At 61.2% G+C, this 23,527-nt stretch carries 21 protein-coding genes; 7 read left to right on the top strand and 14 right to left on the bottom strand.

Annotated elements, in window-relative coordinates; genetic code table 11:
- Nucleotide 1 precedes the first annotated feature (1 nt).
- The gene (locus tag J2X76_RS29675; protein WP_310221232.1) at nt 2–1,225 is read right to left on the bottom strand and encodes an MFS transporter; all 1,224 of its coding nucleotides are present in this window, start codon (nt 1,223–1,225) and stop codon (nt 2–4) included.
- Entirely contained in the window at nt 1,218–2,774 is a 1,557-nt protein-coding gene (locus J2X76_RS29670; protein WP_310221230.1) for an FAD-dependent oxidoreductase, read from the bottom strand. The genes J2X76_RS29675 and J2X76_RS29670 overlap by 8 nt, the downstream gene beginning before the upstream one ends.
- A 44-nt stretch (nt 2,775–2,818) precedes the next feature.
- On the opposite strand from J2X76_RS29670, the gene J2X76_RS29665 reads away from it, so the two are divergent.
- Nucleotides 2,819–3,313, top strand: coding sequence for a MarR family winged helix-turn-helix transcriptional regulator (locus J2X76_RS29665; RefSeq protein ID WP_310221228.1), 495 nt, complete (start codon nt 2,819–2,821; stop codon nt 3,311–3,313).
- 188 nt (nt 3,314–3,501) lie between these two features.
- Here J2X76_RS29665 and J2X76_RS29660 read toward each other — a convergent pair whose 3' ends face one another.
- The 3 genes from J2X76_RS29660 to J2X76_RS29650 all read right to left on the bottom strand — a co-directional run bounded on the left by J2X76_RS29660 (nt 3,502) and on the right by J2X76_RS29650 (nt 5,158).
- Complete coding sequence (locus tag J2X76_RS29660; protein WP_310221227.1) at nt 3,502–3,795, bottom strand: type II toxin-antitoxin system RelE/ParE family toxin; 294 nt, start codon at nt 3,793–3,795, stop codon at nt 3,502–3,504.
- The gene (locus tag J2X76_RS29655) at nt 3,792–4,100 is read right to left on the bottom strand and encodes a type II toxin-antitoxin system RelB/DinJ family antitoxin (RefSeq protein ID WP_310221225.1); all 309 of its coding nucleotides are present in this window, start codon (nt 4,098–4,100) and stop codon (nt 3,792–3,794) included. The genes J2X76_RS29660 and J2X76_RS29655 overlap by 4 nt, the downstream gene beginning before the upstream one ends.
- A gap of 152 nt (nt 4,101–4,252) precedes the next feature.
- Entirely contained in the window at nt 4,253–5,158 is a 906-nt protein-coding gene (locus tag J2X76_RS29650) for a LysR family transcriptional regulator (RefSeq protein ID WP_310221223.1), read from the bottom strand.
- A 231-nt stretch (nt 5,159–5,389) separates the two neighbouring features.
- Between J2X76_RS29650 and J2X76_RS29645 the strand changes: the two genes are divergently transcribed.
- From J2X76_RS29645 to pepT, 6 genes are all read left to right on the top strand, one after another.
- A complete protein-coding gene (locus J2X76_RS29645; RefSeq protein ID WP_310221360.1) occupies nt 5,390–6,949 on the top strand; it encodes an ABC transporter substrate-binding protein in 1,560 nt (519 codons plus the stop codon).
- A 5-nt stretch (nt 6,950–6,954) separates the two neighbouring features.
- Nucleotides 6,955–7,932 carry an ABC transporter permease gene (locus J2X76_RS29640; protein WP_310221221.1) on the top strand — a complete coding sequence of 326 codons (978 nt, stop codon included), beginning with the start codon at nt 6,955–6,957 and terminating at the stop codon, nt 7,930–7,932.
- 49 nt (nt 7,933–7,981) lie between these two features.
- Nucleotides 7,982–8,836 (top strand): ABC transporter permease, encoded by an 855-nt coding sequence (locus tag J2X76_RS29635; protein WP_310221358.1) that lies wholly within the window; start codon nt 7,982–7,984, stop codon nt 8,834–8,836.
- Complete coding sequence (locus tag J2X76_RS29630) at nt 8,833–10,470, top strand: ABC transporter ATP-binding protein (protein ID WP_310221219.1); 1,638 nt, start codon at nt 8,833–8,835, stop codon at nt 10,468–10,470. Before J2X76_RS29635 ends, J2X76_RS29630 begins: the two co-directional genes overlap by 4 nt.
- A 114-nt stretch (nt 10,471–10,584) precedes the next feature.
- Nucleotides 10,585–11,823 (top strand): CapA family protein, encoded by a 1,239-nt coding sequence (locus tag J2X76_RS29625; RefSeq protein WP_310221217.1) that lies wholly within the window; start codon nt 10,585–10,587, stop codon nt 11,821–11,823.
- Nucleotides 11,824–11,877: 54 nt separating this feature from the next.
- Complete coding sequence (gene pepT / locus J2X76_RS29620) at nt 11,878–13,122, top strand: peptidase T (RefSeq protein ID WP_310221215.1); 1,245 nt, start codon at nt 11,878–11,880, stop codon at nt 13,120–13,122.
- Between the two features lie 213 nt (nt 13,123–13,335).
- Here the strand turns inward: pepT and J2X76_RS29615 are convergent, their stop codons facing one another.
- The 9 genes from J2X76_RS29615 to J2X76_RS29575 form a co-directional block, all read right to left on the bottom strand.
- Nucleotides 13,336–14,700, bottom strand: coding sequence for an MmgE/PrpD family protein (locus J2X76_RS29615; protein ID WP_310221213.1), 1,365 nt, complete (start codon nt 14,698–14,700; stop codon nt 13,336–13,338).
- The gene (locus tag J2X76_RS29610; RefSeq protein ID WP_310221211.1) at nt 14,697–15,806 is read right to left on the bottom strand and encodes an NAD/NADP octopine/nopaline dehydrogenase family protein; all 1,110 of its coding nucleotides are present in this window, start codon (nt 15,804–15,806) and stop codon (nt 14,697–14,699) included. Before J2X76_RS29610 ends, J2X76_RS29615 begins: the two co-directional genes overlap by 4 nt.
- A gap of 92 nt (nt 15,807–15,898) precedes the next feature.
- Complete coding sequence (locus tag J2X76_RS29605; RefSeq protein ID WP_310221356.1) at nt 15,899–17,746, bottom strand: ABC transporter ATP-binding protein; 1,848 nt, start codon at nt 17,744–17,746, stop codon at nt 15,899–15,901.
- A 20-nt stretch (nt 17,747–17,766) separates the two neighbouring features.
- Nucleotides 17,767–18,645 (bottom strand): ABC transporter permease, encoded by an 879-nt coding sequence (locus tag J2X76_RS29600; RefSeq protein WP_310221208.1) that lies wholly within the window; start codon nt 18,643–18,645, stop codon nt 17,767–17,769.
- The gene (locus J2X76_RS29595; RefSeq protein WP_310221206.1) at nt 18,642–19,583 is read right to left on the bottom strand and encodes an ABC transporter permease; all 942 of its coding nucleotides are present in this window, start codon (nt 19,581–19,583) and stop codon (nt 18,642–18,644) included. The genes J2X76_RS29600 and J2X76_RS29595 overlap by 4 nt, the downstream gene beginning before the upstream one ends.
- Nucleotides 19,580–20,701: an FAD-dependent oxidoreductase gene (locus tag J2X76_RS29590; protein ID WP_310221204.1), complete on the bottom strand. Its 1,122-nt coding sequence runs from the start codon at nt 20,699–20,701 to the stop codon at nt 19,580–19,582. The genes J2X76_RS29595 and J2X76_RS29590 overlap by 4 nt, the downstream gene beginning before the upstream one ends.
- Entirely contained in the window at nt 20,698–22,074 is a 1,377-nt protein-coding gene (locus J2X76_RS29585; protein ID WP_310221202.1) for an NAD(P)/FAD-dependent oxidoreductase, read from the bottom strand. The genes J2X76_RS29590 and J2X76_RS29585 overlap by 4 nt, the downstream gene beginning before the upstream one ends.
- A complete protein-coding gene (locus tag J2X76_RS29580; RefSeq protein WP_310221200.1) occupies nt 22,071–22,370 on the bottom strand; it encodes a (2Fe-2S)-binding protein in 300 nt (99 codons plus the stop codon). The genes J2X76_RS29585 and J2X76_RS29580 overlap by 4 nt, the downstream gene beginning before the upstream one ends.
- Nucleotides 22,351–23,460: an FAD-dependent oxidoreductase gene (locus J2X76_RS29575; protein ID WP_310221198.1), complete on the bottom strand. Its 1,110-nt coding sequence runs from the start codon at nt 23,458–23,460 to the stop codon at nt 22,351–22,353. Before J2X76_RS29575 ends, J2X76_RS29580 begins: the two co-directional genes overlap by 20 nt.
- Nucleotides 23,461–23,527: the final 67 nt, after the last annotated feature.

The raw sequence follows: 23,527 nt of genomic DNA, 5'->3' as shown, positions 1-23,527 counted from the left end.
GTCACCCCTCGGGGTGCATATGGCGCGGGAGCCGAGCTAACGCGATAAGGGCACCGATTACCGCCACAGTTACGGCGATGCCGAGCCATACACTGTAGAGTGCATACCCCAGCATGAAACCGCCCACGACGGGTGCTATGATATCCGCCACCGCGACCAATGACTGTGCGGCACCCAGGATTACCCCCTGCCTTTGAGACGGAACGTGAATAGACAGCGCCGCCAGATAAGTCGGCTTTGCAAGCGCATCCCCGGTGCTGACGCACAGAACGGCGAGAACGAGCATGGGAATGGTAGTGGCGATGCCGGCCGTGAGAAACCCGACGGAGATGAGGAAGAATATCACCAGGATCAGATTGCGCTCGGTGAGGTGTTTCCCGAGCCAACCAAGCAGGAAGATTTGGGCGAAGACGTTGATCGCTCCGTCCACGATGATGAGATAGCTCAGTTCCTTCGCTCCGAAGGCATGACCGCTCCATACGAACGTGTCGCCAAGGAACACCGGCATTTGCGAGATATACATCCCATAGGCAAAAAAGTGACAGAGCATCACAACGACGAGAGCACGCACTAAGGGTGACGCGAGGATTGCACGTAACGAGATCTGTTCGCCCTGTGGCCCGCCCGTCGTGGGCGCTGTCGGCTTGCCGCCATCGAGACGGAGAGATGTAACGATGATCGAGGTGACGACAAGTCCCAGCGCAGCGAGAAGGGGTGTTGTCAATGATATGTCGGACAGGAAGCCTGAGAGCCCTGCACCGACGATTCCGCCAAGGCCTGCTCCCCCCATCAGGATACCCATGGCTCGTCTGCGGTTTCTAGCATCGGTGTGATCCGCAATATAGGCCGCGGTCACAGAGATATTGCCCGCTGTCAAACCAAAGAGCCCGCGGGCGAGCAGGATGAACGCGACGCTTGGTGCGAGGGCGAGCACCAGAAGACTGAACGCCGCAATCACCTGGCTCATCAGCAGGACATGTTTGCGACCGAAGCGATCCGAAAGCTGGCCGAGAGCGGGGGCAGAGGCGAACTGGCCGACAGCCTCTGCCGCAATGACAATGCCGAGAACAAGTGGCGAGCCGCCCAAAGCGCGAATGTGAAATGGCAACACCGGCAGGACGGCGGCGGTGCCCGCGGCATGGGCGCAGACAATCGCGAAAACCGGCAGGATAATTCGCCAATCAAGTGACTTTGCCGGGTCAACATCAGGCGCCATCTCAATCATTTTGTGCCCTTTCCGCATCCAGTGCAGGCGCGTCACGTTTGGAGGTCTCATTGAGCGGAGGTAGTCCAACTCCATCGAGATAGGTTTCGAGCTGAGCGATCCCTTGTGCGCTCAGGAGAAGGGTTGCGCCCACATAGCCATCGGGGCGGATCAGCACGCATTCATCGGGCGCCAACCCGTACGCGTCGTGAACGCACCCGAACACGTCGAGGATGTCGCCCCGCTCACCGAGGTGATGGATGCGCAGCCCGGGTCGTGAAGCAATTGTCCGTTGCCCGTTCACAAGCAGCGTCCAATGTGGCCCAGCAAATAAGAGGAAGAGTCGTGACGGCTGTCCCGCCGCGCCTTTGGTCGGTGCGTCCGGAGCGCGTTGCCCTGCCCGCAGGCCGTGGGTGCGGCCGGCCGCTTCCAAAGCGAGGGGTGATTGTGGATATCCGATATCGAGCTGGTGTACTTCGCGGCCGCGGCTAATCTCACCCCGTGTTCCGGCGTCCAGCAACCGACTCGATAGCCCGAGAACCTCCTCGGCCACGGGACGGCGTTCGATCTCATAGCTATCCAGGAGCTCGTGTGGGGCTCCCCGCAGAACAGCCGCGAGCTTCCAGCCGAGGTTGTAGGAGTCCTGCACACTAGTGTTTAGGCCTTGGCCACCCGTTGGCGGGTGGGTATGGGCGGCATCACCAGCCAGGAAAATGCGCCCGACCCGATAGCTATCGGCAATACGGGCATTCATCGCATAGGCCGATGCCCAATTAACCGAGTGCACCGCAATGTCGCTGCGATCTGTTCGCTCGGCGATCATCCGCTCCATTCCTTCGGCAGAAAGATCGACGTCCCCCTCCGGTGGAACGGGCGCCTGTATCTGGAAGAGCTCGGTTCCTCCGAGTGGGCAAATGGCGATCATCCGTTGCATGTCGCCGCTGTTGAACTGCCACCATATGTCTCGGTCGAGCCCTGTCAGCGCGGCATCGGCAACGATCGCCCGCACACCCAATGTCTTGCCGGGGAAAGCGATGCCAAGGGCGTGGCGTACAAAACTGCGCCCTCCGTCCGCGCCGACAAGGTAGCGAACGCGAACCCTTTCCTCACCGCTTGATCGGGTGAGATGGGCTGTGACACCGTCGTCGTCCTGCTCGAACCCTACAAGCCCGCATCCGAACTCGACCTCGCACTCAAGTTCGGCCAACCTTTCCCGCATGATCTTTTCCGTCAGGAACTGTGGGATCATCAACGGGATACGATACGGCTCCGCCGACGTCGGCTGAGATCGATCGCCCAAGTCTTTCTCGATGAAACTGCCATCACTGCGATAATCGCGCATCGGCGGATAAACACCGCCGGTCGCAACGACCTTGTCGAGGATTCCGAGATCTTCAAAGACCTCCTGCGTTCTTGGCTGAATGCCCTTACCCCTAGATCCCGGGAATGGTGCCGCCTTTCTCTCGATCAGTCGGAACGACACCCCTCGGCGTGCGAGCTCGATTGCCAGCGTCAGGCCAGCCGCTCCGGCGCCGCAGATGAGCACATCTGCTGCAAAATTGTTTGTCATAACGGTCTCCATGTGTGTAATATGCACATAATAGGAGAGGCGACATGACGTCAACAGAAAATGTGCAAATTACACATATTGGCAAAAAGATTCGCGAGCTACACGGCTCGCTAATCGACATCGTGACCTTGATGAATCAGCCGCAACGAGATGAAGCGCTCGTGCGCGAGGCTGGGATTGCGCTCGACAGAGCGCTGTTTCCACTCCTCGTCGGAATTGAGCGGCGTGGCCCGATCGGCATCGTTGACCTGGCTGCCGGGGTCGGACGGGATTACACGACAGTTAGCCGCCAGGTCGCGAAGCTGGAAAGCCTCGGCCTCGCCGAACGCCGCCAAAGTCCATACGACCGTCGTGTGAACGAAGCCGTCGTCACTCCCAAGGGGAAGGCGATGACCGATAAGATAGATGCCGCACGCGAGAGGATCGCCCTCGCCGTCTTTGCTAGCTGGGACACGGCTGATATTAACGACCTCGTCCGATTGATGCGGAGGTTTGCGGACGCGATGGGAGCGGAGACAGGGAGCCCGCCCCTTGGATAGTCTCTGGTTCGTCAGATGACGTTAAGCCTATGGCCCCACCGCTTTTGGCTGAAGACCACATCACCATGGGATCGAGGCAGTCAGCGCTGGGGTGTCCCCCTCCCCTTGCGCACGCCTACAGAACTCGATTTAGCTCTTGAACGGAATCGAATTGGCGACACGTTGATCCAAGACATGAAGTTCGGAGTCTAGCTGGTAGGAATAGTGTCTGGCCATTCCTGTGCGCCATGAAGTACGCGAAGAATGCGAACCGCCGATTGCGTTACGGCATAAGCCGCGACATATGGTGTACCGTTGATCACCAATTCGCGCGTCCCGGCAATTCTGCCAACACGACCACTCGCCGGAAAATCAATTAAGCGACGAGCAGCCGAGACGATCCGTTCGTCGACCATGATGGCAGCTGAGGGACTATCCGCCTCGATAAAGGTGAAGATGGCGTCTCGATCTGACAACGCAAACGCTGACCAGGTAAGCTTCACAACTTGCGCGCCGCTGCTTTAACGCGCGCTGCCGCTCGCCGTTTTTCGAAATGAGCCTCGACTTCATCGCCCGAAACGTCAGGTCGCGTGTCGTTAAGCGCTTCAAGGACCTTGCTGCGAAACCAAGCATCATGAGCTTCGCTGCCTGATATAAGTTCAAGCGGTAATGCTCCCTCGTTCGCCGTCCGGGTGAGTAAGATACGAACTGCGTCCGAGACCGTAAGACCCATGCTCTCAAGCACCGCAGAGGCACGATCTCGAACTTCAGCATCAATGCGAGTTTGAACGAGTGCGTTCGAAGCCATAGTTATCTCCAACTGAAAGATCAATCGTAATGCATATGAATTACAATATCTATAGAAGATTTCCGTGTGCGCCACGCCGCTGCGTTCTTAGCCTTGAGCGGAATCGAACTGACGACCCCTCGTCGTATCGGCAAAATCTACCAAACGGCTGATCATGCATTCATTTTCGCAAACTCGAAAACTGCATCGATCACTGCGCCCTGCCTGGCGATCTTCTCGCTGCCCCGACGCCAGAACACAACGTATTCATAAGTCACCGCCGGATGAAAGGGGATAGACTTCAGATCGAACATCGCACATTGCCGCGCGATAAACTCGTTCACCACCGTGATTGCAGAGCCGTAGGCGGCAAACGCGGCGACAAAGCCGACGGCGTCCGTGCGCACTCTGACATTCGGGCTGCGTCCCTTGTGGGTGAACGCGTTCAGCACCAGTAGGTTTGAAGAAAACTCGCGATCCAGCGTGATCATGTGCTCCGATGACACGTCCGCGGCGGTAAGCCTTTCCTTGCCCGCCAGCGGATGGTCCGGCCGGACCAGACAGACGCTGCTGCTCCTCGAGATCGTCTTCCATTCAAAAAACCGCTCGTCGAGCGGCAGTCGGGAAATGCCGATATCCGCCTCGCCCGTCAGCACGTGCTGAGCGATCTGAACGTAACCCTGGGCCCTGATGTAAAATTCCAGCGAAGGATTGGTCCGCTCGAACTCCGCCACGAGTTTCGGGAGCATGGAGAGGCAGACGATATGCGGCGCGGCGATGCTAAGGCTGTTGCGGGCGACGGCGAAGGATCCGAGGATTTCCCGCTCGATATGACCTAGCGTCTCGAAATACCGGTCGATCCGGTTGTAGATCTCGATGGCGCGCGTCGTGGGGATCAGGCCGCGACGATCCCGCACGAAAAGTTTTTCGCCGACCAGTTCCTCGAAAAGCTTGAGTTGCTGGCTGACGGCTGACTGGGTGATCTGGAGGGTTTTCGACGCACGCCGGGTCGATCCAGACCGGATGATCTCCCTGAAGATCTGGGCCCGCCTCAGCCCGATACCTGTCTCGTCCTGCATCCCGTCCATACCATCCTCGCCGCCGTGATCGTTTCTTCCGACATATATCAGTTCAACTAATAGGGCGTCACAAAAACTTAATAAATTGACGAGCCGCCGGGTTTTTCGAATGTTAGCGTCCAGGAATTTCCTGATGCAGCAGGCAACGACGCGCGCATAGATTGCTTACCGTTCGCAAAGACAAAAAGGGGACTTCGAATGACGTCGACAAAACGTTTTCTCTTCAATTGGATGGCGACGGCTGCGGTATTAACTGCACTGTTCACCATGACACCGTCTGCTGCCTCGGCTCAGGAACTGCGCATCGCCACGTCCTACAAGCTGATGACGCTCGACCCGCATTACTCTACCCTGAACGAAAATTCCTCGCTGCTGTCGCAGGTCTACGAGCGGCTGGTCTACCAGGACGAAAAGTTCGACCTGAAACCGGGCCTCGCCGTATCGTGGCGCCGGCTTTCGGATACGAAATGGGAATTCAAGCTCCGGGACAACGTCCGCTTTCATGACGGCTCACCCTTCACGGCGCAAGATGTGATCTACACCACCGAACGCATCCAGAACTTCCTCAAGCCGCCGAGCGGTGGTTTCCAGCCCTATACCAAGGCCATCAAATCGGTCACGGCGCCTGATCCGCTGACCGTCGTCTTCGAAACCAGCGGCAGCCAGCCGGCATTGCCGCTTTCGCTTTCCTCGATCTTCATCATGGCCAAGAGCGCGTCCGGCTTCAAAACCGCGGATGAACTGAACAGCGGCGCGGTGCCTAACGGGACCGGCCCGTACAGGTTCAAGAGCTGGCGCTCCGGCGAGTTTTTCGAAGTCGTCAGAAACGAAGACTACTGGGGTGGCAAACCTTCTTGGTCGGACGTGACGTTCCGCATCGTCGAAAGCCCGGCTGCCCGCGTTGCGGCCCTTTCCACCAATGATGTCGACATCGCCGATTTCATCCCGGCACGCGACGTACCCTCGCTCAAGCAGCGTGGGGCGAAGATCGCCAATATCGCTGCCGCCCGCGTGAACTTCGTGCAATTCGACATGGTGAACGACAAGGCGCCCGGCGTCACCGACAAGGCCGGCGCGCCGATCCCGAACCCCTTCCGTGACCCGAAGGTGCGGCAGGCGCTCTCGATGGCCGTCGACCGCGGCGTGATCGTCGAGAAGATCCTGTCGGGTTTCGGAACGGCCGCAGCGCAGGTCTTCCCGAACGGGCTGCCCGGCACATCCGCCAACCTGGTGGCCGGGCCGCCGCGTTATCCGGAGGCCAAGGCGCTGCTGGCGGAAGCAGGTTATCCGAACGGCTTCAACGTCGTGCTGGCCGGGCCTGCCGGGCGATATCCCGGCGACGCAGAGTCGCTGCAGGCGATCGCCCAGAGTTGGGCACGCGTCGGGGTCGGCGTGCAGCCGGTGGCGGTCCCCTTCTCGGTGTTCAACACCAAACGCTCCGCCGGCGAATACGGCATCTGGTATGGCGGCGGTTCCGGTGAATCTGCCGATATCGTGCTCGATGCCCTGCTGGCATCGGTGAATGCCGAGCGCGGCACCGGCGCCCTGAACTACGGCAAATATTCGAACCCGGCCTTCGACGACATGCTGATCAAGGCGGAGACGATCGAGGTTGGGCCGGATCGCGACAAGGCGCTTGCGGCCGCGACGGAATTCGCCATGCGCGACCAGCCGGTGATCCCGCTTTACCACTTCGACCACGTGTTCGGTTACGGCAGCCGCGTCGCGTCCTATGTCATGCATCCCCGCGGCTGGACGACGGCGATGCAGGCCACGCCGGTTGCGAAGTGATCGCCATGGGTCTCGTTTCCGTCATCACGGGAAGGCTTTCACAAGCCTTCCTCCTCATCTTCGTCATGTCGCTGGTGGGGTTCATCGGCATCCACAGCGTCGGCAACCCCGTCTACAACGTAGTCAACATCGAAACGGCCACGCCGGAGGACATCAGGCGAGCGACGATCCTGCTCGGCCTCGATCAGCCGGTATGGCGCCAATATCTCGTCTTCGTCCAGAACGTCGCGACCGGGACGTTCGGTACGTCCTATATCTACCACCAGCCGGCTTTCGGGCTTGTTCTCGACAAACTGCCGGCAACCTTCGAGTTGGCATTCTTCGCGATGCTCGTCGCGACGATCTTCGGAACGGGCATCGGACTGCTGGCCGGCACCCGGCCCGACAGTGTGTTCGATCGCGTCATTGTGACGTCCAGCGTCTATGCGCTGAGCGTCCCTGCGTTCTGGCTGAGCATGATGTTGATCCTTGTCGGGGCCGTCATGACCGGCTGGTTCCCGCCGGGAGGCCGCGGCGCGACCGCAACCCTCTTCGGTTTCGACTGGAGCTTCCTGACGGGCGAGGGGATCAGGCATCTCGTGCTGCCTGCACTCGCACTTGCCATTCCCAACATCGCGCTCATCGCCCGCCTCGCCCGTGCCGGCACGGTGGAGATTGAACGGATGGAATTCCATCGTTTCTGTATCGCAAAGGGACTATCGAGGCGGCGTATCCTGTTCAGACACACCTTGCCGAACATCAGCCTGCCGATCGTCACGATCGTCGGTCTCCAGTTCGGCGGCATGCTGGCCTTTGCGGTGGTGGTCGAATCGATCTTCGCCTGGCCCGGCGTCGGCAAGCTGCTAATCGATTCCATCCAGCTTCTGGATCGCCCGGTCGTGATGGCCACACTCACTTTCACGGCTATCGCCTTCGTCGCGCTGAACACGCTCGTCGATCTCTTCTATGCCGTGCTCGACCCGCGCGTGCGAATTTCGGCGTGAGCGGGGAGACATGATGAAGATCGCAACTCATAAATCGACAGGTTTCAAGATGCTGGAACGCACGCCCTATCGGCAGTTCCTCACGGTACCGAACATCGTGCTGGCATGTTACGTGGCGGTTGCCGTTGCCGCTCCACTAATCGCCCCGCAGAACCCCTATGACCCGCTGCAGGTCTACGGCTGGGAAGCCTCTTCGCCGCCCGGCACCGCAGGCTCGGGTGGCTTCACTTATCTTCTCGGCACGGACGGCCTCGGCCGGGATATCGCCAGCTCCATCATGTACGGCCTTCGGATCAGCCTGCTGGTGTCGATCGTCAGCGCGCTTGCCGCTGCCTTCATCGGTCTGACGGCCGGGGTCAGCGCCGCCTATTTTGGAAGATGGATCGACGCGACGATCATGCGGGTGGTCGACCTGCAGCTCAGTCTGCCGACGATGCTGGTGGCGCTGATCGCCATCGTCACGCTCGGGGCGGGCGTGGACCGCATCATCCTGGCGCTGATCATCGTCCAGTGGGCGACCTATGCCCGCGTGGTGCGCAGTGTAGCGCTCAGCGAGACGGGCAAGTCCTATATCGACGCGGTGCGGACCATGCCGCTGCCGAGGGCCCGGATCATCTTCCGGCATCTTCTGCCGAACAGCATCGCGCCCGCGATGACCCTGCTGCCCATCGAGATCGGCCATGCCGTCGCACTCGAGGCGACGCTGTCCTTCCTCGGGCTCGGCGTCCCGCTCGACCAGCCGTCCCTTGGTTCGACCGTCGCCAACGGCTTCCAGTACCTCTTGACCGGGCAATACTGGATCAGCCTGTTTCCCGGCTTCGCCCTGTTCGGGCTCATCGCAACCATCAATTTCGTCGGCGAGGATGTGCGCCGCATCTGGGACCCGAGGAGCAGATCGGTTTGAGCGCTTCGACCACCACGACCCCGCTTCTCGACGTACGCGACCTCACCCTTCGTCACAACGGTCGGAGCGACCAGACGACGATCGTCCGAAACGTCAGCTTCACCCTCGGCCGCGGAGAAGTGCTCGGCATCATCGGCGAATCCGGCGCGGGCAAATCCACCATCGGCAACGCGATCATCGGACTCATGGGAAAATCCTTCGAGCAATCCTCCGGCACGATCCGGCTGGATGGCACAGCACTCGAATCTCTTGGAGACAGGGAGCGCCGGGCGCTGCGGGGAAGGACGATCGCCAGCATCTTCCAGGACCACACGTCTTCGCTCGATCCGCTGATGACGATCGGCGCGCAGCTCGGCGAAACGATATCGGCGATCAACTCCAACCTGCCGCGATCCGAAATCCGTAGCCGTGCCATCGAGTTGCTCGGGCGCGTCGGTATCACCGATCCGGCCGGGCGCCATGACAGCTATCCACACCAGCTTTCCGGTGGACAGCGGCAGCGTGTCGTGATTGCCATCGCGCTCGCCGGCTCGCCATCGATCATCGTCGCCGACGAACCGACCTCGGCGCTCGACGCCACGGTGCAGAAGCAGATCCTCGAGATATTGCGGGGCCTGGTCGATGCCACAGGCCTCTCGCTGATCCTCATCACCCATGACATGGGGGTCGTCGCGGCGATCGCCGACAGGGTTCTGGTTATGAAGGATGGAGAGATGGTGGAGCAGAACGCCACATCCGCCGTTCTCGAAAACCCGGAGGAAGCCTATACGCGGCAGCTGCTTTCTGCCGTGCCGCGCCTGCGCGTGTCGCCAGCGGCCGGTCCGAGTCCACAGGAGGACACCGCGCCGATTCTCGTCGTGGAAAACCTTTCCCGCAGCTTCGGCGGCGGCAGTTTCCGCAACCTCTTTGGCAGGGCCTCGGCGAAATTCGCGCTGGATGACGTCAGCTTCAGGGTCCAGCGCGGCAGCGTGCTCGGGATCGTCGGCGAAAGCGGCAGCGGCAAGACGACGATCGGCCGGATATTGGCCGGGCTCGAGACGGGGGATGCCGGAAATGTGGCGCTCGACGGAAGGGCGTGCGACATCTCCCGCAAAGGCCGTGGCGGATTGCTCGGCCATGTCCAGATGATCTTCCAGGACCCGTCCCTTTCGCTCAACCCGCGCATGACCGTGGCGGAGACGCTTGGCGAATGCCTGTGCTACACCGCAAAGGAGGAAGGCCAGCGGAACCCTGAAGAGATCACCGCGATGACCGACAGGATGGGGCTCGCGCGCATCCTGTTGTCCCGCTATCCGCACCAGCTTTCCGGTGGCCAGAAGCAGCGGGTGTGCATCGCCCGCGCGCTGCTTGCCCGGCCGGCGCTGATCGTCGCGGACGAGCCGACATCGGCGCTCGACGTCTCGGTCCAAGCGGAAATCGTTGCGCTTCTCAAGCAGACGGTCAGGGAAAACGCCCTCTCGATGGTCTTCATTTCCCATGATCTGGCGATCGTCCAGGACATCTGCGACGCCGTCTGCATCATGAAGGACGGCCGGATGGAGGATTTCGGGCCATCGGACTTCATCTTCGGGCGGTCTGAGAACGCCTATACGCGGCGCCTGATCGACGCCCGGCCGAAGATTTTTACGCATTGAGCGCCTGCGAGAAGGTGCAACCGGGCCAGCGTCTGCCGCCGACCCGCAGGATATCCGTGCCCTCGCAACAGTTTTCCGAGAGGCATGCATGCCAACCAAGACGAGGAATTCCGGATGAAAGATGACTTTATCCTGGCCGTCACCGGTCAATCGCTCATAAAGCGCGACACGCGAAAGGTCGAGGCACCGGCCTTCGAGGACGTGAAGCGCCTCCTCAAATCGGCCGATCTCGCCTTCACCAATTTCGAAAGCACCGTCTTCGGCGATCATCGCGGCTGGCCGATGAAGGGCTCCTATTTCGGAAGCAGCGAGCCGGAAATGCTCGATGCGCTGCATGACATAGGGTTTCGGGCACTGTCTTTGTCGAACAACCACGCCTTCGACCTTGGGCCGTCCGGCGTGCTTTCCACCCTGGAGGAAGTCGAGCGGCGCGGCTTCCTGCACGCCGGCATCGGGCGCAACCTGTCCGATGCCGGCACCCCCGGATCCGGCCGCATCGGCGGGCGCTCGATTGCCATCGTGGCGATGGACGGCGGACCGGGACCGGATTTCATGTATGCGGCCGACGTCGCGGACAGCCGCCCCGAACGCCCGGGCGTCAATCGGCTTCACCTTTCGCAGATCCTCGAGGTCGACAACGACGCCTTCCGGCAGCTCGGCACCATCAGGGACCGGATCGGCTATACCCCGGTCGACCTCATCAACGACAGCCAGCCGGACGACGGGCCGGACATCGATCCCGAGAACGAGATCGGCATCGGCCGCGCCATCTTCCGGCGTTCCGACCGGTTCGGGAAAACCGTCCGAATGGACGAAGCCGATCTGGCGCGCAACCTGGGCGCCATCTCGGCCGCCGCGGCCTCCGGCAGTCTCGTGATCGCCTATCTCCACCACCATCACTGGGCCTCGGACTGGCTGGAGGTTCCCGGCTGGGTCGGCGCCTTCGCGCGGCAATGCATCGATGCCGGCGCCTCGGCCTTCGTCAGCCACGGAGCACCGGTGCTTCAGCCCATCGAGATCTACAATAGGCAACCGATCTTCTACAGTCTCGGCAATTTCATCTTCCACACTCGCTCCGACATATCGACCTGGCGGCGGACGGAGGTGTGGGAAAGCGTCGTCGGGCTCTGCACGTTCGGCCCCGACAACCGGCTGACCGGCATGAAGCTCTACCCCGTCCTGATCGGCGGAGAGGAAGCCTTGCGGGACCCGACCGTCGAGCGGCGCATCGCGCCACATCTGGCGACCGGAGAAGCGGCGGAACGAATCCTGCGCAGGCTAGCCGACCATTCGGACAGGCTCGGGTCCCGGATCGATATCGCAGATGGCGTTGGCAGTCTCAGGCCAAGCTGAGCTATCCTGCCGATACCGCGCTTCGCCCAATCCTTCGGCCGACAGGACATGCCCATGGATCTTCGCGACGAACTGACCGAAAGGTTCTTCCGCTATCTCGCGATCGAAAGCCAGAGCGACGCGAAGTCCCCTGCCCTGCCCTCGACACCGGGGCAGGCCCGTCTTGCGGCGCTTCTGCACGACGAGCTGCAGGCCCTCGGTCTCGCGGACGTCCCCATCGACGAGCACGCGACGGTGACCGCCGTGAAGCGTGGATCGCTGCCGGACGCCCCGCGCATCGGCTTCATCGCGCATCTAGACACGGTCGACGTCGGCCTGTCGCCGGCGATCAGGCCGCAGATCCTGCATTTCACGGGAGAAGATCTCTGCCTCAACCACGAGAAGGATATCTGGCTTCGGGTCGGCGAACATCCGGAAATCCGCGGCTGGGACGGCGAAGACATCGTCTTCGGCGACGGAACTAGCGTGCTCGGCGCCGACAACAAGGCAGCGATCGCCGTCATCATGACGCTGCTTGCGCGCCTCGACGCATCGGGCCCGCATGGCGACATCGCCGTTGCCTTCGTTCCGGACGAGGAAATCGGGCTGCGTGGGGCGAAAGCGCTCGATCTGAAGCGTTTTCCTTGCGACTTCGCCTATACGATCGACTGCTGCGAACTCGGCGAAGTGGTGTTCGAGAACTTCAACGCCGCGATCGGCGAAATCAGGTTCACCGGCGTCAGCGCCCATCCGATGTCCGCCGAGGGCATGCTGGTGAACCCGCTCCTGATGGCGATGGATTTCATCGGGCAGTTCGATCGCTCCGAGACGCCGGAACGGACCGAAGGCCGCGAAGGCTATTTCTGGTTCAAGGACCTCGCTGCGAACGAGACTGACGCCCGCCTGACGGTGATGATCCGGGATTTCGACCGGGCCAGTTTCGAAAGCCGGAAACGCAGGATCGCCGAGGTGACCGAAGCCATCGGCGCGCTGTACCCGACCGGACAGATCATATCAAAGGTCAGCGATCAGTATCACAACATCTATGATCATCTAGGAGACGACCCGCGACCGGCAGGATTGCTCCTCGCCGCGCTGGAGGCCTTGGGCATACAGGCAAAGCCCCTGCCGATGCGCGGCGGGACGGATGGGGCGGCATTGTCATCACGCGGCCTGCCGACACCGAATTTCTTCACGGGCGCCTATAATTTTCACTCCCGGTTCGAGTTTCTGCCTTTAGCCGCATTCGAAAAATCGTACGAGGTTGCCCGCATGATTTGCACTCTCGCGACCGACAGCAATAAAGTTCACGCGGCCTGAAGGTTTAGAAAGGGGCCGAATGGGCGACCGAGCAGTTTCCGAGGCATACGCCTTGAACCGATACGAACCGCTGCCCTCTCACCTCAAGCAGCTAAGCCATTAAAAGATACATGGAATATCGTTGATTTCTGGACCCTTAGATATTCAAGGGTGATTGAGTCGGTCAGGTGGGCACTGCCGAATTCCCACTACTGCGCTCTCGGGCGAGTTGCGCTACTTGATGCTTAGCATCAACTGCGAAATGTCGCCCACATAGGCTTTGTTCATGGCCACCAGAATTTCGTCCTGATGATTCGCAGTCAGGGAAAAGCGCGTTGCGGCACGAAACTTGGCCTCGAGTTCCGCTGACGACAGGGGATCACTCGCCTCCCCTTTCGGAGCGGTGACATCCGAAACGAAATGCCGCCCCTTCACCGTCACCGTGACTCGAGCCAATGTTTCGCTGGGAAACCGCGCATCGAAATCCGCGTTCACTGACAGCGTGACTTTTCGCGCCAGATCGACGACTGCGCTTTGCCCCAGTACTGCTGGCGTCGGCGGCAGAAGCGCTTGAGGCCCCTGAAGGGTCGCAAGCGCAAGGCAATACGGTATGCTGTATTGCACATCGACAAGATTTGTCGGGTTATCCCGGTTCGAGATGCGCAATGCACCGCTGGTGCTCTCGACCTCGATGGCGTCGATTGCATGCGGATCGATCGAATACCGGCCTACGACTTGAAGCATGGCGTCAAGCGGCGCGTGTATGTGACGGCAGCATGCGTAGAGCTTGAAATAGGTATTGCAGATATGCGGATTGACGCCGAGCCGTAGATCCTCGGAAAACCGATAATGTCGCGTGCTGTCGAGGATGTTGCGCGGTCCTGTATGTCCCGCTTCGGCGAGGCTCAAGGCGACCAGCCCCGTCACCACAGACCACGGTATGCCTTCTTTCACATCGCTCCCTTCAGGAGCCGGATTTCGAGGCGCCGGCGCGCTGGCAAACAACTGGTTGGGTGAACTTTCGCCGGCAATCGCCATGGCATGCGCCAGTATCTCGGGCGCGGTGCCGCGCAGAACGGCTGCCGTGGCGACCACAGCGTAGGACGACCACGTCCCGGTATTGCCGTAAGTGGTGCGAGCGGCACCGATTGTGACACCGACCTCGTAACCTATGATGATCGCGCGCAGGATATCTTCAAGCGAAGCTCCAGTCTCAATAGCGACGGCAAGCGCCGCGGGAATGACCGCCGCCCCCGGATGACCGCGCGCCAGTCGGTGCCCGTCGTCCAGGTCCAGCGCTGCCGCCGCGGCACTGTTTGCCCAGGCCGCGCCGACAACTGAACTGGTCGTACCGGAAAACCAGACCGGCACATCACCGGCCGCCATCGTTGCCAAAGCCGTCTTTCGAGCCGCCAGCACGCCGGGCTGGTTGATCCCCGAGGCGGCAGCGCCGAGGAGATCGAGAACGCATCTTGAAGCGGCCTGACGGGGAAGAGCCCCCACCGGCTGTCGCCGCGCCGCGTCGACGTAGGATACAATGCGCGCCACGATGCTGCTTTGGTGGAAATCGTCATTCAGCTCGTCGAATGTCTCGCTCATTGTGATGCAGCTTCTTTCCACATGCCTTCAGAAGAGGAACCGACAGGGTAACCTTCCAAGACCAGCCGCCGGAGCCGGTCACTGTCCAATGCGCCAAGTTCGCCGAGGATATCGTTCGCCGCGGCAAAATCGCGCCCGTAGCATGCCTCGAGCAGCTCAACTCCGCATTCATGCAGCCGCGCGCTTGCCCCGGAAATGCGCGCGAGATGCAGCATCGGCATAAGACCGAAGGGCAGGTCTTCGAGGACATAGCGTGTATTGATGTCCTTCGGGCCTTGTGGATCTTTGCCGCTGGCTGCCAGATTGGCATAGATTTCCGCCACAGAGTCTCCCGAAACGCCGTGCGACAAGGCCGAATGATCGAAGATGGTGCGCACCGTCTTGCCGAATGCCGAGGCGATGGCGATCCGTTCCTGATCCAGCCGCTCCAACAGTCTCGCGACGGCAGGTGTCATGTTGGAGTTCTGACCCCACGTCTCTCCCCGCTCGATCCGCGTCAGATTGCAGAGCGCGATCCCCATGTGGTTCTGCGGATTGAGATTGCTGAGTGCGATCGTCAGCAGGTCGTCCTTGAGCAGGAACCTGTCGCCGAAAACCTCGGCGCATACCCTGTAGGCATCATCCGCGCTCCGAACAGGCACGACCGCCAAATCGACCTTCGAGCGGATTGCGCCGACCCTGACATGCAGTCTCGATTGCGCCTTGGCCGTCAGCAGTGTCGTGTTCCACACAGCGATCGAGATCTGAAGCCCACGCTCGCTCAGCTTCTTCGCAAGATAGAGCGCGGCGAATGAGAGATGGGCGCTGATGACGACGGTATGGCGGGCTTCCAGATAGTCTACGAGTTCGTCCAGAACGCGCCGGTAGCCATAGGCGGGCAAGGCTAGGACGATGACATCGCACTTGGCCAGATCCGCGGCCTCCTCAACCACCTGAGGATGGAACTCTCCTTCGATGGCTCCGGAAACCTGCAGGGCTTTGCCTTCGCGAAGTTCCCTCGTACCATTTCCCGAAGGAGACCACAGCCATGCCACATGCCCGTTCCCGGAAAGAAATGCCGCATATCCCATGGCGATAGCGCCGGCTCCGGCAATACCTACATGCATTGTGATTTTCCTTTTTACTCAGCCTGATAGGACGGCCGAAGCGGCCTTCGATTTCCGGCCCGATCAACCGGACCGTCGTGTGTCCAGAGACTTCAATCGACCCGATAGAGATGACCGGGCGAGGCTTCTCGATACTGCCGCACCGCCGGCTGGTATCCGACGGGCCGGACAGGGCTCTTCAGTTCATCGACGACCATGTTGCGTTTGATCCTGCGCCTTGCCGGATCAGGGACGGGGACGGCCGCCATCAGTTTTTTGGTGTAGCCGTGCTGGGGGTTGTCGAATACCGCCGCGCGCGGACCGATTTCGACGATCTCCCCGAGATACATGACAGCAACGCGGTGGCTGACCCGTTCAACAACCGCCATGTCGTGGCTGATGAACAGGAAGGCGAGATTGAGACTCTGCTGCAGATCCAGAAGCAGATTGCAGACTTGCGCCTTGATCGAGACATCGAGCGCGGACACCGCTTCGTCCGCGACGATCACCTTCGGGTCAAGCATCAGGGCGCGGGCAATGGCGATACGCTGGCGCTGGCCACCTGAAAACTCATGCGGGAAGCGTGCCATCATATCGGCTGATAGGCCCACTTTTTCCAGAAGCATCGCAGCCTTGTCACGGGCCTCGCTCTTCGTTCCGAGACGGTGCTGGAGAAAGGGCTCCATGATTGCGGCGCCGACGCCCATGCGCGGGTTGAGCGACGCATAAGGATCCTGGAAAATCATCTGGATGGACCGGCGCATCGCGCGAAGCGCCGACTGGCTAAGTTTCATGACGTCCTGGCCGTCGACCGTGACCTTGCCGCCGGTCGGCGTGATGAGCCGCGTGACCGAGCGCCCGGTCGTCGATTTGCCGCAGCCTGATTCCCCGACGATCGACAGCGTCTCGCCTTCGAAGAGTTCGAACGAAACATTCTCGACCGCATGCACCGCCCCTGTCTTTCGGCCGAACGCGCCGGACCGGATGTGAAAGCGGGTCGTCAGATCCTTGACTTCGAGGATCGGCCTCTTCGTGCGTGCGACCGTATCCGATACCTCTGCCAAGGGAACCTGCTGCCCCGTCGTCATGTCAACGGTGGGAAACCGAAGCGGCAGGTCGCGTCCACCCATCGAGCCCAGCTTCGGTACCGCCGACAGCAGCGCGCGGGTATAGGGATGTTGACCACGATGGAAGATGTCCTCGGTCTTGCCGGCCTCGACCGCATCGCCGCGATACATCACGATGGTACGATCGGCGACCTCGGCCACCACGCCCATATCGTGCGTGATGAAGAGCACCGCCATGCCTTCCTCGTCCTGAAGCGTCTTTATCAGATCGAGGATCTGGCCCTGGATCGTCACGTCGAGCGCGGTGGTCGGCTCGTCGGCGATCAGCACCTTGGGCCTGGAAGCTAAAGCCATGGCGATCATGACGCGCTGGCGCATGCCCCCGGAGAACTGGTGCGGATATTCGTCGAAACGGCTCGCGGCATTCGGAATGCGGACCTTTTCGAGCAGGCGGATGGCTTGCGCCTTTGCCGCGGCCTCAGTAATGTCCGTGTGGACGATGAGCGCCTCGGCGATCTGCTTTCCGACCGAAAAGATCGGGTTCAGCGAGGTCATCGGCTCCTGGAAGATCATCGAGATGTCGTTGCCGCGAACGCGGCGCATTTCCTCTTCCCGCAACGAAAGCAGGTCGCGGCCATTGAGCATGACCTGCCCTTCGATCCGGCTCGATTCCCCCGCCAGCAGTCGCATGATCGAAAGCGAGGTCACGCTCTTGCCGGAGCCGGACTCGCCGACGATCGCAACCGTCTCCCGCGCGGCGATATCGAACGAGATGTTGCGGACCACGTTCTTCCATCCGTCGCCGGTCCTGAAGGACGTATTGAGGTTGCGAACCGACAGGACCGGTTCGCGAGCCGGTGCGGTGAACCCTGTTTCCTGACCAGAATAATACATCGGGCTTTCGCTGATCAGGTTCATCCCTGGCTCCTTGTTTTGGGATCGATCGCATCGCGGAGCGCATCACCAAGAATGTTCAGTGCAAGCACCGTCAGAAGAATGGCGAGCGACGGGAAGACAACCAGCCACCATGCGCTCAGGATATTGTCGAACCCCTCACGGATCATCCCGCCCCAGGTCGCCGTCGGCGGAAGGACACCGAGACCGATAAAGGCCAGCGATGCTTCGGTACGGATCGCCGATGCCATCCAGAGAGACGCCACGACAACGATGTCCGACAGGATATTGGGGAGAATATGCACCCGCATAATGTGCAGGGGCGTATAACCCAGTGACCTGCCGGCCTCGACAAAATCACGGCGTTTCATGGCGATTGTCGGTGCCCGGGCGACACGTGCGAACGGTGCCGTCTCGGTAATCGCGATGGCGATGATGAGGTTTTCGAAACTCGCACCCAGCATCGCAGCGACCATGAGCCCCAGCAGGAGCGTCGGGAAGGAAAGCATCACGTCGACGATGCCCATCAGGATCTGATCGAAAACGCCGCCGATATAGCCGGCCAGGATTCCGAGCGCCGATCCGACAACCATTGCAATCAGCACGGACAGAAAGCCAATGGAGAGCGAGATCCGCGCGCCATAGAGCAGACGCGAGAGAACGTCGCGGCCGTAGCTGTCGGTGCCGAACCAGAAATCCGCTGAAGGCGGGCTCAGGCGATGAAGGATGTTCTGCTTGAGCGGGTCATAGGGTGCGATGACCGGGGCAAAGATCGCCACCAGAACGATCAAGGCAAGCAAGCCGATACCGATCCAGGCGAAACGATTGCGGCGGAGAGCCCTCAAGACAGGGCTGGATTGCCTGGCCGGCATGCTTTGGGAAATGGCAAAGTCGGTCATTGCGCATAACTCACTCTGGGATCGACGAGAGCGTAGATCAGGTCGGTTGCGGTATTCACGAGGATCACGAATGTTGCGAAGACCACCATCAAACCCTGGAGAAGGGTGTAGTCGCGCGACTGGAGGGCGCCGAGAATCAGCTTACCGAGGCCGGGCCGCGTGAAGACGATCTCGGTCAGCACGGAATTGCCGATCAACGTGCCGAAATACAGTCCGACCACGGTCACGATGGGGATCAGGGCATTGCCGAGAGCATGTCGCATGATGAGCTTGCTCGGCCGCACCCCCTTGGCTCGCGCGGTTCGGATGTAATCCTCACCCATCACATCCAGCATCGACGAACGGGTCACCCGCGCGATGTAGGCCGTCATGATCAGCCCGAGATTGAGGGCCGGAAGAGCAAGGCTGCGCAGATGGCTAAGCGGATCGGTGGAGGCCCTGCTCATGACCGGAAGCCATTGCAACCACACCGCGAAGGCGAGGAGCATCAATATGCCGGAGACGAAGCCCGGGAAGGACAGGCCGACGAGAGACAGGATCCGGCTGACATAGTCCGGCCAGCGATTGCGCCTGACAGCAGCAACGACGCCGAGCGGAATGCCGAGGAGTGTCCCGATCAACATCGCAGCCAGCGCCAGTTCCAGCGTATAGGGGAGGACCAGCGCCACCTCTTCCAGAACCGTGCGCCCACTCGTCATCGAGCGACCGAAATCACCGCTGAGCATGTCGGTGACAAAGCGCACATACTGAACCGGAATGGGCTGATCGAGACCGAGTTGCGCCCGAAGGTTCTGCAGTGTCTGCGCGCTTGCCCGATCGCCCAGCATGGCGACGGCGGCATCGCCCGGAACGAGCCGGACCAGAATGAAGACCATGGTCAGCATTGCAAGCAATGTTGGAATGGCCAATAGAAGTCTCCGTATCACATAGCCGATCATGCAACTGCCCTTTCCTTGGCAAGGCGTTCGACGTCAAAGGCACCGAGGTCGAGATTGGTCCGGCCTTCGCAGACGAGATCGGCAACCACCCTGCCAACCGAGGGTACAAGCTGGAAACCATGGCCGGAAAATCCAAAAGCATGAATAAGGCCGGTCGCCTTGCACGAGAACCCGATGACCGGGAGGTGGTCTTCCGTCATGGCCTCCATGCCAGCCCAGGTCCGAACAATGCGCAAGCCCTTCAGCGCCGGAAACAGACGGACAGCGGCGCCGACCGATGCTGCCAGCGCCACAAAATCGACGCTCGCCGATTGCCGGTCGCTGGCAAGCCGTCCCTGCGATCCACCGCCGATCACCATCGTCCCTTGAGCGGTCTGCTTGAAGGAGAGCTTTCTCCCGAGCGAACTGACGACCGGCTTGACGCGTGCCTGCGTGCGCTCCGTCACCACCATCATCGAGGTGCGAATGGATTGGCGGACAGGTTCCCCGGCGAGTTCTGCGACCCGGTCTGCCCAGGCCCCGCCGGCATTGACGACGGTCCCCGCCTCGATGACGCCGGCTGATGTCTCGGCGATCCATCGACCGGAACGCCGTTGCAAGCCGGTGAGCAGGCATTGTTCGACGATCTTCACGCCCGCGCGCAGCGCCGCATCGCGGAAGGCGATGATCGTGCGGTGCGGGTCGGCGGAACCATCGCCGGCAACCCAGGCGCCACCAAGACAGTGAGGTGAAAGATCGGGTACGAGTTCCCGCATCTCATCGCCGCCGATGACCTTCTCGTGCGTAAAGCCCTTGGCTTCCAGGCCACGAACGCGGGCCTGGATCTTGGCCAGCGCAACTTCGTCCTCCGCGACCTGCAACTGCCCGCAGGCGATGAAACCGCAGTCGTCGCCCACCAGTGCGTTCATCTCGTGCCAGGTCTTGGCAGCCTCGAGGCTGAGCGGCAGTTCAGCCGAATCCCGCCCGAGCGTGCGGACCCCCGCGGCAGTGGCGCCGGAAGCATGCCGGCCGAGAAAATGCCTCTCCACAAGAATGACCGACACGCCGCGCCGCGCCGACTGCAGGGCCGCCGACAGACCGTGCAGCCCTCCGCCGATGACCAGAAGATCCGCATTCATGATACGTCTTCCAGATCACCGAGCGCCGCGATCTCGCCGAGCGTCACAGGCTTGAGCGGTGGGCGAATGTTGAAGAAGCTGACGTCGCGAGGCGGGATGCCGTGCGTCTCCGCGACCAGCGCCTGAACCGAATATCCGCATTGCCGGCCCTGGCAAGGTCCCATTCCGCAACGGGTCGCAGCCTTCACCGCATTGGGATCCGGCGCACTGACCTTCGCGACGGATCGGATCTGCGCAGCGGTTACCTCTTCGCAGCGACAGACAATCACCTCGTCTGCAATGCTGGCCGTTGGCGGCGGATAGAGCGCATCGAGAAACGGGCGCAGCGCACGCGCGCTAGCAAGGCGCTTGTCCAGACCGGCTTTATGCCGCTCACCTTCCGCATCGAAGGATGCATCGAGATGCTTGGCGATCCCAAGTCCCCCGATTTCGCCCGACAACGTCGCCGCCAGCCAACCACCAATGCCGCCGGCGTCGCCTGCAACGAACAGTCCAGCCTTGCTGGTTTCGCCCCATCCGTCGAGACGCGGAGTGAAATAGTTCTGCAGCTCATTCCATTCATGGGCGCATCCGAGCGCCATGGTCTCATGGATGCGCGGCACGACACCCTCATGTACGAGGAGAACGTCGACCTTTACCTTGCGTCGCTCGCCCGCCGACTGCCATTCCAGATATTGCAGCCGCCCATCGCCCACAGCGTGGAGGTCATGGAAACCGCGCACCATCTTGCCGCTCTTGCGCAAATCGCGAAGCCAGCGGGCTCCCTTCAACAAGCCGGGGATGTCGCGCCACGCACCGGAAAGCTTGGTCAAAGCCGCAATACCTGGCTTGCGCGACGTATCGAGGAAACCCGCAATACGTCCTTCGAGACCGAGGAGCTGGGTCGCATAAAGCAGCGGCAGCGGCCCTGCGCCTGCAATCCAAACGTCGCCTTGCGGCAGCATCCCTCCGGACTTGAGCAGGATTTGCGCCGCTCCGACCGTCATCACGCCGGGAAGCGTCCAGCCCGGGAAAGGTACCGGCCTTTCCTGTGCGCCATTCGCGAGCAGAACGACGCGCGCGCCGATGCGGCGCGCCCTTCCTCCTGAAGTCAGGAACAGGTTCCAGCCTTCTTCGATCTGCCAGACCTGGGTCTCGGGCATATAATCGGCGCCGCAGGCACGAAAGGTCTGCACCAGCGCGGCTCCCTTGCGATAATCGGTACCCAAAGCCTCGGCTACCGGCCCGGAATTGCGCTCAACGCCGCGCCAGATCTGGCCGCCCGGTGCGGGCTGTTCGTCGATCACCGCAACGGAGGAACCGTTTTTCCGGAGCCGGATTGCAGCCGACATGCCGGCAGGCCCGGCACCAATTACCACCACATCGTATTTCATTTCGAGATCTCCCGCGGCCCGTGCTGGCTTTCGATCCTCATGCCCGGCGCGACCGGAACGAGACAGCCCTGCATCGAGGCGTTGCCATCGACGATCACCAGACATTCGAAACAGACACCCATCTGACAATAGGGTAACCGGGGTGTTCGGCTGACTGTCGATCCTCGTCCGGCTCTAGGAGCACGCAACAATACGCTCGCCACCGTCTCGCCATTCCAGGCGCCGATTTCGACGCCATTGACGAGGACGGTCATGTCCGAAGCCTGTCCAGGCTTTTCATGCACACTTTTGAACATTGAATCTTCCATTGGAAAAAGCTGCGAGATCGTCGGGCAGATGACCGCCGGCCATGGCCGGCGCGATGACCGCGGCATGGACCGCAGCAAGCGTCACACCCGAATGGCAGGCTGCCGCGAAGAGCCCCGGATAGTCTGTCGATTCCGCATAGATCGGCGTCTTGTCGAGCGGAAGGACACGAAGACCCGCCCACTGCCTGACAAGCCGGGCCGACCCGAGCGCCGGGATGATCCGCGTCGCCCTTTGCGCCAGTTTGGTTGCCGACACCGCCGTAACGCTCGTATCGGCAATCTTCTCGTTCGTGGCGCCGATCATCACCGTGCCGTCGGCACTCTGTCTCAAGCCGCTACCGGGAAAAGGCAGGATGGGCGCGATGCGCTCCGTGACAAGGATCTGCCCCCGCTCCGATTTCATCGGCATGGCCAATCCAAGCGGCTCGGTCAGCGCTGGCGTTGCAAGCCCCGCGGCAACGACGACGCGTGGCGCCTGCCACTCGCCATGCGGTACGATCACGCGGAACCCGACGGAGACTGGTGAGATCGCTTTGACCGGACTACGAAATTCGATCGTCCCGCCGAGAACCAGGACCGCGCGGTGCAAAGCCGCCAGAAGCTGCAACGGGTTCACATGGCCATCGAGCTTGCAGTAGCTGGCACCAACGACATCCGGCCCCAGGCCTACCGCAGGCAGCATGCGCTCCAGCGCACCGCGCTCGATCATTTCCGTGTCGGCCTGCGCCCCTTGATTATGGGTTCGTTCATTGATGGCGGTCCGGTTCGCATACTCCGTTTCGCTCAGACAGTAGACCAGCCCTCCGGGCCGTTCATAATCGATACGATCCGCGGCAATCTTCGAAAGTCCATCCCTGAACCCGGGCCAGAGATCCGAGCTCTGCCGGGTCAACGCACTATAGGCAGGCGCGTCGGACCCCTTGCCCTGAACCCAGACCAGGCCGAAATTTGCGCGGGCAGCACGCGGGTCGCGATCCGCTCCGTCCAGAACGATGACGCGCTTGCCTTTCAGCGCCATTCCATATGCCAGTGCCGCGCCGACCACGCCCGCGCCGATGATGATGACGTCTGCGTCCAAGTCGTTTCTCCCCTTCTTTCTTGTCACAATCAGCGCCGAGAGGTAGAAAGTCAAAGTCGCTTATTTT

This window comes from Neorhizobium sp. 2083 (assembly GCF_031455615.1).
Taxonomy (GTDB): domain Bacteria; phylum Pseudomonadota; class Alphaproteobacteria; order Rhizobiales; family Rhizobiaceae; genus Neorhizobium.
Note: the sequence above shows the minus strand (reverse complement) of the source record. Positions and strands in the feature narration are given on the sequence as shown.

Coding starts and splice junctions, on each gene's coding strand:
- J2X76_RS29645 (WP_310221360.1), top strand. CDS start 5,390: ATGGCGACGGCTGCGGTATTAACTGCACTGTTCACCATGACACCGTCT.
- J2X76_RS29580 (WP_310221200.1), bottom strand. CDS start 22,370: ATGTTCAAAAGTGTGCATGAAAAGCCTGGACAGGCTTCGGACATGACC.
- J2X76_RS29675 (WP_310221232.1), bottom strand. CDS start 1,225: ATGATTGAGATGGCGCCTGATGTTGACCCGGCAAAGTCACTTGATTGG.
- J2X76_RS29655 (WP_310221225.1), bottom strand. CDS start 4,100: ATGGCTTCGAACGCACTCGTTCAAACTCGCATTGATGCTGAAGTTCGA.
- J2X76_RS29600 (WP_310221208.1), bottom strand. CDS start 18,645: ATGACCGACTTTGCCATTTCCCAAAGCATGCCGGCCAGGCAATCCAGC.
- J2X76_RS29670 (WP_310221230.1), bottom strand. CDS start 2,774: ATGACAAACAATTTTGCAGCAGATGTGCTCATCTGCGGCGCCGGAGCG.
- J2X76_RS29590 (WP_310221204.1), bottom strand. CDS start 20,701: ATGAATGCGGATCTTCTGGTCATCGGCGGAGGGCTGCACGGTCTGTCG.
- J2X76_RS29605 (WP_310221356.1), bottom strand. CDS start 17,746: ATGTATTATTCTGGTCAGGAAACAGGGTTCACCGCACCGGCTCGCGAA.
- pepT (WP_310221215.1), top strand. CDS start 11,878: ATGGATCTTCGCGACGAACTGACCGAAAGGTTCTTCCGCTATCTCGCG.
- J2X76_RS29650 (WP_310221223.1), bottom strand. CDS start 5,158: ATGCAGGACGAGACAGGTATCGGGCTGAGGCGGGCCCAGATCTTCAGG.
- J2X76_RS29615 (WP_310221213.1), bottom strand. CDS start 14,700: ATGAGCGAGACATTCGACGAGCTGAATGACGATTTCCACCAAAGCAGC.
- J2X76_RS29625 (WP_310221217.1), top strand. CDS start 10,585: ATGAAAGATGACTTTATCCTGGCCGTCACCGGTCAATCGCTCATAAAG.
- J2X76_RS29585 (WP_310221202.1), bottom strand. CDS start 22,074: ATGAAATACGATGTGGTGGTAATTGGTGCCGGGCCTGCCGGCATGTCG.
- J2X76_RS29610 (WP_310221211.1), bottom strand. CDS start 15,806: ATGCATGTAGGTATTGCCGGAGCCGGCGCTATCGCCATGGGATATGCG.
- J2X76_RS29640 (WP_310221221.1), top strand. CDS start 6,955: ATGGGTCTCGTTTCCGTCATCACGGGAAGGCTTTCACAAGCCTTCCTC.
- J2X76_RS29665 (WP_310221228.1), top strand. CDS start 2,819: ATGACGTCAACAGAAAATGTGCAAATTACACATATTGGCAAAAAGATT.
- J2X76_RS29635 (WP_310221358.1), top strand. CDS start 7,982: ATGCTGGAACGCACGCCCTATCGGCAGTTCCTCACGGTACCGAACATC.
- J2X76_RS29595 (WP_310221206.1), bottom strand. CDS start 19,583: ATGATCGGCTATGTGATACGGAGACTTCTATTGGCCATTCCAACATTG.